Annotated in this window: 7 protein-coding genes and 1 tRNA gene; 6 read left to right on the top strand and 2 right to left on the bottom strand. The window is 62.6% G+C overall.

The window, feature by feature from the left end; all coding sequences use genetic code 11:
- The first annotated feature begins 187 nt into the window (after window positions 1–187).
- Entirely contained in the window at window positions 188–580 is a 393-nt protein-coding gene (locus ACLML9_RS01225) for an SCO5389 family protein (RefSeq protein WP_039828431.1), read from the top strand.
- Between the two features lie 70 nt (window positions 581–650).
- On the opposite strand, the gene ACLML9_RS01220 is transcribed toward ACLML9_RS01225, so the two are convergent.
- Window positions 651–2288: a long-chain fatty acid--CoA ligase gene (locus ACLML9_RS01220; RefSeq protein WP_411943705.1), complete on the bottom strand. Its 1638-nt coding sequence runs from the start codon at window positions 2286–2288 to the stop codon at window positions 651–653.
- A 574-nt stretch (window positions 2289–2862) separates the two neighbouring features.
- On the opposite strand from ACLML9_RS01220, the gene ACLML9_RS01215 reads away from it, so the two are divergent.
- The 5 genes from ACLML9_RS01215 (at window position 2863) to ACLML9_RS01195 (ending at window position 9258) form a co-directional block, all read left to right on the top strand.
- Window positions 2863–4323, top strand: a complete 1461-nt coding sequence (locus ACLML9_RS01215; RefSeq protein WP_411943704.1) for a flavin-containing monooxygenase — start codon at window positions 2863–2865, stop codon at window positions 4321–4323.
- Between the two features lie 78 nt (window positions 4324–4401).
- A tRNA-Arg gene (locus ACLML9_RS01210) sits at window positions 4402–4474 on the top strand.
- A gap of 787 nt (window positions 4475–5261) precedes the next feature.
- The gene (locus ACLML9_RS01205) at window positions 5262–7469 is read left to right on the top strand and encodes an ATP-binding protein (protein WP_411943703.1); all 2208 of its coding nucleotides are present in this window, start codon (window positions 5262–5264) and stop codon (window positions 7467–7469) included.
- Window positions 7470–7471: 2 nt separating this feature from the next.
- Entirely contained in the window at window positions 7472–8179 is a 708-nt protein-coding gene (locus ACLML9_RS01200; RefSeq protein ID WP_411943702.1) for a hypothetical protein, read from the top strand.
- A gap of 2 nt (window positions 8180–8181) precedes the next feature.
- A complete protein-coding gene (locus ACLML9_RS01195) occupies window positions 8182–9258 on the top strand; it encodes a ComEC/Rec2 family competence protein (RefSeq protein WP_411943701.1) in 1077 nt (358 codons plus the stop codon).
- Window positions 9259–11286: 2028 nt separating this feature from the next.
- On the opposite strand, the gene ACLML9_RS01190 is transcribed toward ACLML9_RS01195, so the two are convergent.
- Window positions 11287–12447, bottom strand: coding sequence for a helix-turn-helix domain-containing protein (locus ACLML9_RS01190; RefSeq protein WP_411943700.1), 1161 nt, complete (start codon window positions 12445–12447; stop codon window positions 11287–11289).

Here is a 12447-nt window from a genome sequence, read left to right as displayed (position 1 = left end):
GCGCGCTCCACGCAGCGGGCCATCAGCGCAGCAATGAACCCGCTACCGCCAAATCCGCGTCCCGCGAACGACTTTAACGACCAATCCACTGCTATTGACAACCAATTTCGATTAGACTCGACCCGGCAGATCTGCACGCGGTTTTCCGCACCCTCAGTTGCAAGACCAGTTGACCCAGGAGGTCGCCGTGTCCCTAGATGTCCCCACCGCTCTACTGGAACGTGCCGAGCGCGGTGATGTCACCGACGCCGAATTCGTCGAATGTGTCCGCAACTCGCTGCCCTACGCGTGGGAGGTCGTCAGTCGCGTCGCCGGCGAACTCGGTTCCGGCACGGCGGAATTCGCCGATAACGAAGTAGCCCCGCCGGACGAGACGGCGCGCGGTCAGCTGCTGCGCGCCCTGGCCTCGGATGCCATCCGAGGCGGCCTGGAACGGCACTTCGGCGTCAAACTGGCGTTCCAGAACTGCCACCGGGTCGCGGCGTTCCCGCTGTCGGCGGTCGGCGGTGAGACCTACAGCCGCTTCATCAGCCCCCGCAACCAGTTGCTCAACCAGAGCCCGGAACTGCGTAACTGCTGACCCGGCAGGTCCCCGGCGCGAATTCGCGCCGGGGACCGCGCATCCGGCCGGCAACCCCGGCCACGAAGCCTCAGTGCACGGTCGTGACGATCAGCTCTCCGTCCGCGTGCTGGGCCCGCAGCCGTTTCTTGTCGAACTTGCCGACGCTGGTCTTGGGCACCTCCGTGATGAAGGTCCAGTACTCCGGCAGCTGCCATTTCGCGAAACGATCCGCGAGGAATTCGCGCAGTTCCGCCGGTTCCACCGACGCACCCTCGGCCGGCACGATCGCCACCAGCGGGCGCTCGTCCCACTTCTCGTCGGGGATACCGATCACCGCCGCCTCGGCCACCGCGGGATGTCCCATCACCGCGTTCTCCAGGTCCACCGAGGAGATCCACTCACCGCCGGACTTGATCACATCCTTCGACCGGTCGACCAGCGTCAGGTAACCGTCCGGGCTGATCTTGCCCACATCGCCGGTGCGCAGCCACCCGTCGTCGAACTTGCCGGGGTCCACCGCCACCCCGTCGGGCGAATAGTAGGAGCCGGTGATCCACGGCCCGCGGACCTCGACCTCACCCAGGGAATTGCCGTCGTTGGGCACGGCTTTCCCGTCGTCACCGACCAGCCGGGCCCGCACCCCGGCCGGGAAGCGCCCCTGAGTGACGCGGTAGGCCCAGGCCTCCTCCTCGGTAACCCCCTGCGGCGGCTGCGCCACACTGCCCAGCGGCGAGGTCTCGGTCATCCCCCAGGCGTGGATCACCCGCACCCCGTGCTTCTGCTCGAACGCCTTCATCATCGACGGCGGCGCGGCCGCACCACCCACCACCACCGAACGCAGATGCGTGATGTCCTGTGGCTGCGCCTCCAGCGCGGCCAGCACCCCACCCCAGATGGTCGGCACCGCCGCGGCGAAGGTCGGTTTCACCGCGGCCATCATCTCCAGCAGCGGCGCCGGCTGGAGGAACCGGTCCGGCATCAGCAGATTCGCCCCGGTCAGCAGTGCCGTGTAGGGCAGCCCCCAGGCATTGGCATGGAACAGCGGCACGATCGCGAGCATGGTGTCGTCGTTGCGCGTCCCCATCGAGGAGGGCGTGGTCGCCTGCATGGCGTGCAGCCAGTTGGACCGATGGGAGTAGACGACGCCCTTCGGGTCACCGGTGGTGCCGGAGGTGTAGCACATCGACGACGGCGAGCGCTCGTCCAGCACCGGAAAGTCGAACTCGGCCGGGTATTTCGCCAGCAGCTCGGTGTAATCGTGCACGGTCACGCCCTCGGGCGCGGCCAGCGACGCGGCGTCGCCGTTCACCACGATCACATGCCGGACCGTTTTCAGATGCGGCAGGTACTGGGCGAACAGCGGCACCAGACTGGCGTCGACGAGTACCACCTGGTCCTCGGCATGGTTCGCCACGAAGATCAGCTGCTCCGCCGAGAGCCGGATGTTCAGCGCGTGCAGTACCGCTCCCATGGCCGGGATCGCGATATAGGCCAGGAAATGCTCGTTGTTGTTCCACATGAAGGTGCCGACCCGGTCACCCTCGCCGATACCCAGATCGGTGAGCGCGTTGGCCAGCCGGGCCGAGTCGGCCCCCACCTCACGGTAGGTCATGGTGCGCACCCCGTCCCCGGTCCAGGTGGACACCGTGGAATCGCCGACGAAGGTGGACGCGTAGCGCAGCAGCGTGGCCAATGACAGCTGGTCGTCCATCATGGTGCTCAACATCGGAAAAACCCCTAACTCATCTGGGCAGCGGACGGTCGCGCGGTGAGTCCGGACCACGCCCCTGTGAGACACAGGAACGGGCATGACTCACATCACACACCGCCGAACACTACCGTGGAGTAGCCGGGCATGGTGGGGGTAGGCGGAAACCGGATGGACTTACCAGGCGCGCTGGTCAGCGCGGCAATGGGGGCGAACCGACGATCGGCGCCGGACGGCGGGATGGAACGCAATGCCCGCGACGCCCCCTGCGGGCCACCGGCACTGCGCCATCGCCGCCGAGCACTCCACTGTGATAACGGGGATTCCGGCCCGCTGCCAAGTCAGATAACGAAATGACATCCAAACGAGACACGCACCCGGTTCATGACCCATTGATAGGACGAATATTCGCAGTTCGAAAGCCCGTGGACCACCAGTTTCACCTTCCCGGGCCGATAACGCCGGACCTGGCGAGCGCTCGCTTACATATGCACGCGCATCGCCCCCGCGGACCCGATTTCGTGGCCGGAAATCTCGATTCACTGACCGTCGTTCTCTTCGACGGCGCCGTCTCCCGACCTACTCTGAGACCATGACATCGCCGTCGATCATCATCATCGGGGCCGGGTTCGGTGGGCTCGGTATGGGACTGGAGCTCCTGCGTTCCGGCGTGAAAGATTTCGCCATCCTTGAACGCGCCCAGGACTTCGGCGGCGTATGGCGCGAGAACACCTACCCCGGCGCGGCCTGCGATGTGCCGTCCCCGCTGTACTCCTGGTCCTTCGAACCGCGCTCCGATTGGCCGCGCCGCTTCTCCGAGCAGGCCGATATCCACGCCTATCTGCGCCGCGTGGTCGGTAAATACGATCTCGAACGCCATATCCGCTTCGGCACCGAGATCAGCGACGCCGAATACGACGAGACCGCCGCGAAGTGGCAGATCCGCACCACCGACGGCGAACAGCTCACCGCCGACGTCCTGATCTCCGCCGTCGGCCAGCTCTCCCGCCCCGCCATGCCGAACATCCCCAGTATCGACACCTTCGCCGGCCCCGCCTTCCACTCCGCCGAATGGGACCACTCCGTCGACCTCACCGGTAAACGCGTCGCCTGTATCGGCACCGGCGCCAGCGCCATCCAGTACATCCCCCGTATCCAGCCGATCAGCGAACACCTCACCCTCTTCCAGCGTTCCGCCGCCTGGGTCCTGCCCAAGGCCGACGCCGCCTACGCCCCCCGCCACCACGCCGTGTTCAAGTACCTGCCGCCGGTCCGCTGGGCCGAACGCTTCGGCTGGTGGATGTTCTTCGAGGTCATGGCCCTGGCCCTCACCGACCTCCAGGGCATCCAGGCCCCCGTGGTGAAGGTCGCCGACGCCCACCGCGCCCGCCAGGTCCCCGACCCGATCCTGCGCGAGAAACTCACCCCCGACTACGCCCCCGGCTGCAAACGCGCCCTCTTCTCCAACGACTACTTCCCCGCCCTGAGCCGGCCGAACGTCACCGTAGAGACCAACCCCATCACCGAGATCACCCCCACCGGCGTACGCACCGCCGACGGGATCCACCACGAAGTCGACGTCATCATCTACGGCACCGGCTTCAAAGGCACCGAATTCCTCGCCCCCATGAACATCTACGGCGAGGCCGGCCGCAAACTCGCCGACACCTGGGCCGCCGAAGGCGCCCGCGCCTACCTCGGCGTCTCGGTACCGAAATTCCCCAACCTGTTCATGATGTACGGCCCGAACACCAACGTCGGCTCGGGCTCCATCGTCTACATGCTGGAAGCGCAGGCCCGCTACATCCGCCAAGCCGTCGAACACCTGCGCGACAACCCCGGCCGCGGCCTCGCCGCCCGCCCGGAAACCGAACAGCGCTGGGACGATTGGCTCCAGAAACGCCTGAAGGACACCCCCTGGAACTTCTGCTCCAGCTGGTACCGCAACGCCTCGGGCCGCATCACCAACAACTGGCCGGGCGCCACGGTCCTCTACCGCTGGAAGACCCGCCGCTTCGACCCGGCCGACTACGAGACCAGCCGCGCGGCCTGACCCCACCCGGGGCCGCTCCCCACGATGCGGCCCCGAAGCGGGTGACCCGGTAGACTCTGCCCACCGGCCACGGCCCGGGCCCTCGTAGCTCAGGGGATAGAGCACCGCTCTCCTAAAGCGGGTGTCGCAGGTTCGAATCCTGCCGAGGGCACAAATATCCGACTGCGTTTCCGCAGGTCAGACCGGTCTTTGAGGGTCGCGGGTTCAATCCCTCAGGGCACCTTTTCACCGTTCATTTGCGATTTCGACCAATACGAGCAGGTCAAACGGATATCCGGTACGGACCGCCAGCAAACGCAAGACCAAGGAAACCGGGTCGGCACTGCGCTGGATTCAGCACGGATCGACATCGCCGCTATCCCGTAGCCGCCTCAAAGTGCGGAAACCGCCTTCGCCTGCGCCGCAGCGATGCGTTCGCCTTCCGCACCACCGACGTACCGAACCTCGAAAGACAACGTACGGCCGGCACACACCGCATCCGCCGCCTCCTCCACAGGTAATCCGATCGGGCCCCACCCGATCCGGCAGTTAACCGGATCGAGCTGGCGAACCACAACCGCCAGCGGCGCCGCTCAGACCTCGGTATGTGGACAGCGATCGAATACGAGATACTGCACAACCACCTGTCCACCCGTTACCTGAAGTCCGGTATCCCAACTCCACGAATCACGGGGGCACATCAGAGCCTCCCGCCGGTCCAGGGCGGTTCGGTACCGGTAGTCGCACCAACACGTTTCCCTACCAAGGCAAGAGCGGTCACCACCAAAGCTTCCTCATCGGTACAGCTCCAAGGTAACCTCATGCTGAGCGTGTGGAAGCCGCGGGGGAGGACACCTGGGCAGTCAGCCCACGCTGCGGCGTCGCCATTGGCAGGTGACACGGAACTACTAGGACGGATAGCGCGCCACTTGGTTGGCACACTCCGAACAGGGCGCCCTATGGGAGGACTCGAACACATGGCGCACCACCTTCGTTTCGCTCCAGAGATCCTTGCCAGGCTCGGCGAGGAGCTTGTCCCGTACGCAGACCTAGGAATTATGGAGCTGGTACGCAACGCCTACGACGCTGACGCCAAGACCTGCCGCCTGACCTTGAGTAATGCTAAGCAGCCCGGTGGCACCTTGTCCGTGGTGGACGACGGCGATGGCATGACTGCGGAACAGCTCGCCGACGGGTTTCTTCTGATCGGCAAGTCCAGCAAATCCTCTGAGACTCATACAAGGTCGCTGCGGCGGAGAGTAGGTGAGAAGGGTCTCGGTCGACTCGCAGCCTTACGGCTCGGAACACGGGTTTCTATCCGCACGAGGAGCAGGACCAATCCAGAGTCCGAACACATCCTGACCATCGACTGGAAACAGGTTGATACTTCAGAAGCGGTCGAGGACACCCCTCTCACCATCGAGACCCGATCGCCCACCGGATCTGTTGGAACCACCGTCGATATCTTAGGGCTGCGCCAAGGCATCTCAGAGCGCGACGCCGAACGTCTCGCACGCTCGCTTTTGATGCTGACTGGTCCATTTGCAGACCAAGGTTCTTTCCAAGTCGCTTGCGACACAACAGAGTTCGATAGCCTGTCGAGACTCATCACCTCAGATCTGCTGGAGTGGGCGGAGTACCGGCTTGTAGCGACACTCGATTCCGAGGGGCAAGCCTCCGCAGCGCTTTTCAACTGGCGTGGTGAAGAGTTGTTCTCTGAGGGACATAGCCAAGTTGGAATGCGCCGATACGGCCGGGGCCACGATAAGAGCGCGCCGTTCAGATTTGACACTCCGGAGGCAAAATTCGAGATGTGGATGTTCAACCTGAACCCGTCAGCCTCGAAGGAGGTGCGGCTAGCTCAGCAGCCCACCGCCACTATCAAGACTTGGCTACGCGAGGTAGGCGGGGTCCATCTATACCATCGCGAGCTGCGGGTTCAGCCGTATGGAGATGTAGGAAACGATTGGCTCGGAATCAACGTCCGTCGAGCAGCCAGTCCCGAGCTGCGCCCTTCTACAAATACGTCCTTGGGTCGCGTCCAGGTTAAGGATCCCGACAACCTTCTGCAGCCAAAGACCGACCGAAGCGGTTTCGTGGATGCTCCTCCATTCGTCGAACTTCAGGAGTTTGTAAAACGAGCTCTTGATTGGGCTGCAGAGAAACGGCTGCTACAGAGAGAACATCGACGCGCTGGTGCCGCCCGAAAAGCGCGAGACCGAGTAAAGGAGGCGGAAACCAAGTTTCAGAACTTGCTTGACGCAATCGCCCCGAGTGACCCTAAAGCACCGGCTCTGATCGAGGCCCGCGACCCCGCTGTCTTGGAGTCATTTGCTGCGGGTGCAGCAGATGTCTTCGATTCCCAACGTGAGGAAATCCAAGCACTGCGTGAAGACCTGTTGCTATACAGGTCACTTGCGACCGTCGGCACGAGCACAGCAGTCTTCGCACACGAGGCCGCGAAACCGTCGTCACGGATCGTCAGAGATGTCGACACCGTGCGTCGACGTATGAAGATACACATCTCCGACGAGATGTTTCGCAAACACTACGAGAAGCTCCTGGACTCATCAGCCAGCAGTGCACAGACTCTTGAGACCTTCGCACGTCTGCCGCTCAATCTGGTTAAGAAGAGCAAACGCGAAGTGGGAGACATTGATGTAGACGTTGCGTGCCCTGCTGTGGTTGACCTATTCACTCGCTATCTCGACGAGCGCGGAATACAAGTCGAATTCGACCTCGCTGGCGAGGGCGGTCGGGTTCGCAGCACTATTGCGGACCTTGAGTCGATTCTGTCCAACCTCTTGGTGAATGCAGCTCACGCCTTCACTCGCACAGACGCGCGGCGTCCCACCCGGGTTATCCGCATCCGTACGCGATTGGTGGACGAAGTTGCGGGCAAGTTGCTATGTATGTCCGTGGATGATTCTGGCCCGGGCATCGTGGGGATCGACCTCGCTGCCATCTGGCTGCCCGGAAAGACAACCCGAGACAACGGCACTGGGCTCGGCCTCACCATCGTCAGGGATATCGTGGCCGATCTCGGCGGGGCGCAGGAAGCACGCGCGCATGGGGAGCTAGGTGGTGCCCGTATCATGATCTGGCTACCTGTGGCCACCGCCGGAGGCGCGGGGAACGATTCCGGTCAAAGCGGGGGGACAGCTTGAGCTTGCAATCACTGGTCGAGGGCTCTTCGATCGTTGTCATCGACGACGACGAAGCCGACGCGGACAGTATCGCGCATCCGCTCCAGGATGCCGGCTTTCAGACGGTAACGATCAGTAGCTTTGACCCAACCCAAGATGTGGACGTCTTCGTCGCCCAGCTCGCTAAGCACTACGACGCGCTCGTATGTGATCACATCCTCGCCGGCCGCTCACCAGTCCGCTTCACGGGAGCAGAACTGGTCTGCAAAGCCAACCGCTTTCCTGAACGGCCACTTCCAGCAGTTCTTATCAGCAGTCATGTGAACACTGACCAGAACGGCGCAATCCTCCGGTATCGCGAGGGAATTCCGGCCGTGCTCGACAAGAGTGATGCGGGCGGGAACGCTGTTTTCGAAGCTCTCGAATACACCCTCAACGAGCTAGAGGGGAATCTTGCGAGGGAACGGCGGGCATTCGCCACTCCCATAGAGGTTCTGGAAGTGCGAAACGAGGGCGAGGAGCCGCAGGCCAAAGTGGTGGTTGTGGGATGGAAGATCGACTCATCTGTCTGGATGCCGCTGCAACCCATACTAGATGCAACTGGCCTCCTGGCGGATGAGCTGCCCGGCCAATGGCTTGAGGCTGACGTCAACTGTCACGCAGACGAGGCGTCCCACCTCTTCTATCGAAACATCGTCCTCGCTCCAGAACTGCCCAAGGACTGGCTGTAAACATGAACGACCACAACGCAGCTACGGGTTCGCCCGAATCTGGCCTGCCGATCTTGTCGGCCACGATCCTCGACGTTGGACATGGCAACTCCGCGGTAGTACGCGACGGTGATCTGTCCGCCGTAATCGATGCCGCCCCCGGAGACATCGTACTGCGAGAGCTAGAGCGGGTTCAGGCGAAGCGCATCGAGCACCTTGTTATCTCGCACTCCGACCAGGACCACGCGGGCGGCGGCCCAAAGGTGCTCCTCGATGACGCTCGGACAATCGGGACTGTATGGTTCAATGCCGACGCTAGGAAGAACACAAGGATCTGGCGCCGCCTGCTCCACGCGGTCCATACCCGAGTCTCGCGTGGCGGCTGCGATGGGCACCAGATGCTGCACACAGAGATTCCGCAGACCCTCCGATGCGGTCGAGCACGGCTTGAAGTGTGCCATCCGAGCATCCTCATGGCTGGAACCGGACCTACGAAGGAATCCGAAGACTTCGGGAGATTGGATACCAATACGGTATCAATCGTCATCCGGGTGCACCTTGACGAAAGACCCGCGGTCCTGCTTGCGGCCGATATGGACGCCAAAGCACTAGACCATATCCGTAGTCACGGAAGAGATCTCGCCGCGCCCGTCCTGGTTTTTCCTCATCACGGTGGGCTCCCCGGGAGCGCAGATCCCGAAACGTTCGCAAATACCCTCACCGAATTGGTGGCGCCGGAACTGGTCATCTTCTCGATCAGGAGTGGACCGCGCCCGGCAAACCCGAACCACGGAATCGTCATGGGAGTACGTCGAGCCGCACCTAAGGCACACATCGCGTGTACACAGTTGTCCGTACACTGCCACGACAAGGACCATCTTGTGTCGGAAGGGCACTTGGCTGTGCTACCAGCCGACGGTCGAAGGTCTGGGAGGGCATGTGTGGGTAGCGTCATGATCACCAGCACACCGCAGGGACTTGTCCTCGATCCCCCGTTGGCAAGACACCGTGAGTTCGTGGACGCCGGAGTCTCCACACCACTGTGTCGTGCGACCCTCCCGCTTCCACGACGGCGGTCGATCAACCTTGAGGTTCAGTAGCGAACCTGACCCGAAGTACAGCGCCTACAGCGTTACATATCGATGTCCGTGCTGCAGAATGGCATCGGAGGCCACATGAACAGTTGATCCCAGGCGTTCCTTCCACGGATCAGGTAAGAGGGGAAGTATTTGATCGTCTCGGGTTATGAAGCTTATGCGCGCCAACTCGGTCTGCTAGTTGCTGATGCCGCAGCAGGGCGGTGGCAACGAGTCGCTGACGACGTGACGCACGCTCTCAACGGACAAGCTGCAGCAACTTTGCGCCGTGAGGTCCCTCGACAATCTCGTCGCGCGTCTGGGGCGTTTTTCACAGCAGGACCTGTGCGGGATTCCTTCGAGCAGATACTGCGTAATCACCCCGAATCTGCGAGAACAGATGTTATCTGGGACCCCACCTGCGGCGCCGGAGATCTCCTACTGGCAGCCTGTGAACGCCTTCGACTAGGTCCGACGCCGCTGGCAACGTTGGCGCTTTGGAACCGCCTTATCCGGGGCAATGACCTCCATGAGACCTTTGTTGCCGCCGCCCGTATGCGACTTGTGCTCGCCGTGCTTGACCGCCACCGTCGTGCTGGGACGGCAGAGGCGATACCAGATCGACGGTGGGAAACCGCGTTTCCACGAATACTCCAGGGAGACGGGCTCCTCGAACTCGAACGCACCGCCGCGGGGCGAGGCTTCAGCGGCAGTCTCCTGCTCAATCCGCCATATGGAATGGCACTTGCGCCGCGCCAGTGCCAATGGTCTACCGGACGGACATCCATGGCAGCGATATTCAGCGCGGCCGCCAGCGGCGCTCTCGCGCCTGGGGGAAAGCTGTTCGCTATACTTCCCGATGTATTGCGCAGCGGCAGCCGATACCACGCATGGCGCGATCTTACGGCGAAAAGGCTCGATGTATCGACCGTCCAACGTCATGGACAGTTTGATACCTACACAGACGTGGATGTGTTCTTACTCAGTGCGACAAGACGCAGCTATAGGACTCCGGCAGGTACACGATTGTGGCCAGAGAATGACGCGGCCACAGCAGAGACAACCATCGGCGACCTCTTCACGGTGGGAGTTGGCCCAGTGGTGGACAACCGAGACTCCCATGAGGGGCCTCTTGCTCCCTACCTCACCGCTCGGGAACTACCCGGCTATGGCGAGACTGGGTTGCCAGCGCGGGAACGCCACTTTGCTGGTCGGCTTGTCAAGCCTCCCTTCGTCGTGGTGCGCCGCACCTCGCGACCAGGTCAGGGAGCAAAAGGAGGTCGCCGCGGGGCAGGCGTTCTGGTGATGGGTGACCGCCCAGTGGCAGTCGATAACCATCTGATCGTCGCGTCGCCGCTTTCCGGTGGAGTAGTGAGCTGCAGAAAATTGATCGAGATGCTCGGCGCTCCCCAGGTAGGACATTGGCTCGACGAACGCATACGCTGCCGTCACCTCACGGTATCGGTGGTCCGTGAAATCCCATGGAAGTTAGGCAATCAAACGATTCTGTGAGAGCCGCTCCGCGACCAGGGTTATCTAGCCTCGTCGGCTGGTGCTTTACGGAATCGTTGTTACAGCGCTTTCAGGACTTTGCCCGCGGCAGGGGAAGCACGCTCGACCGAATGTGGCACCGCGGTCAACCCAGCACGACCGCGGCTTCGGTAACCCGCTGACCTGACCAGATCGAATCCAGATCATCTGCGTTCCCATCTGCGCGGTACCCCACCGGGCTCCGCGAAGATGGAGAACGGTGGGCGACCGCCAACGAGTGCATTGCAACTCTTAGATCATGTAACCACCTATGATGACCGAGCGCCTTGCGGTTGCCCATATTTTACGTACCCTGCCGAGGGCACGAGAATTCGCAGGTCATAGGCAAAGTACCGAGGTTACTATGTGCTGCGAATTGTCACTGTTCGCAGCGCGTATGTAGTAACAAGTCCGGCACACGCAGAAAGCAATTCCGATCATCGATGCCGAGTAGGCGGCCCTCGACTGCACGGCCCGAGCAGATCGCCTCGGCAACCTCCCTCCGTCCGATCGGAATGTCGGTCAGAACGAAGCGGCCAACCAGGATGAGAATCCGACCAGGCTCTCACTTTGCCGACGCTGAGCCGCAGCGATGCCGTGCAGGGTTTCCCGGACCGCGGGATGGAGGCGCGTCTGCTGCGGGGCGGCGGCGCGGGCGCGGTTGAGTGCGAGCAGTGCTTTGTCCGGCTTTCCTGACATCAACCAGGCCCGGGCATTGTCCTGCCAGTGATGACCCAGACGGGTCGGCGGAGCTCCGGGCGCGGCGGTGAGCTGCGCGCCCTCCCGCGCGGCACGATATGGGTCGCCGGGTTCCAGTTCGATCGCGTGCCGGTGGATCCGAACGTTGAGCGGACCGAAAGCGGTCATATACGAATCGGTTTCACCGGTTCGTCGCGCGATATCGGCTGCCGCGTCGACATGGCCCATCGCGTTCGTGTAGTTCAGTTTCCGCGCTTCATTCACGGCCGCCGCCAGATGCGAGTAACCCCCGATCACGAGACCTGCCGCGGTTTCGTCGGCCGCTGCGATCGCGGTATCGATGAGCTGTCCCGCAACCACCGATTCCGCGTAGTGCGTGAGGACCCGGGCCCGGGCCAGCACAGAGAACCCGGCCCAGTGGGCGTCGTCCGCCAACGGTGCGTAGGTATCGGCCAGATCCAGTGCGGGTAGTGCGAGCAAGAGATGACCTGTGCGCCGGACGCACCACTCGGCCAGCACATACGCCGAAGTAAGAAGTGTGTACGCATGTGCCTGCGCGTCACCTGTGAGATCTCTGACCGCTCCGTGTGCCCGGCGGACGATCCCGGGTAGTACTTCGATCGCTTGACGGGTTCGGTCGCTTCGATAGAACTGCTGAGCCGCAGTGAGGTCCGCTTCGAGTTGTGCAACCGGGCCTGGATCAACACTGCGCGCGTAACGCCCTTCGGCGAGCAGCACTGATAGTTCGTTTACCGCATCCGACAGCGGTTTGCCGTCGTCGTAGGGTGCACCGGTCAGATGTTCCGGTGTCACTCGCAGGGCGCGCGCGATTGCGGAGATGAAGCCGGCGGACGCCGGTTCTCGCCCTTGCTCCACCGCTTTGATCATGCTGAGGCTGTATGCCGAGCGGGTGGCAAGTGTTTGTTGGCTGAGACCCGCGATCTTACGTTCCGCAGCGATCCGCCGGCCCACGTTCTCGCTCAT

Origin of the sequence: Nocardia sp. NPDC002869 (assembly GCF_046764065.1) — a bacterium.
GTDB lineage: Bacteria > Actinomycetota > Actinomycetes > Mycobacteriales > Mycobacteriaceae > Nocardia > Nocardia rhamnosiphila.
This window is presented reverse-complemented; position numbering and strand designations above follow the sequence as displayed.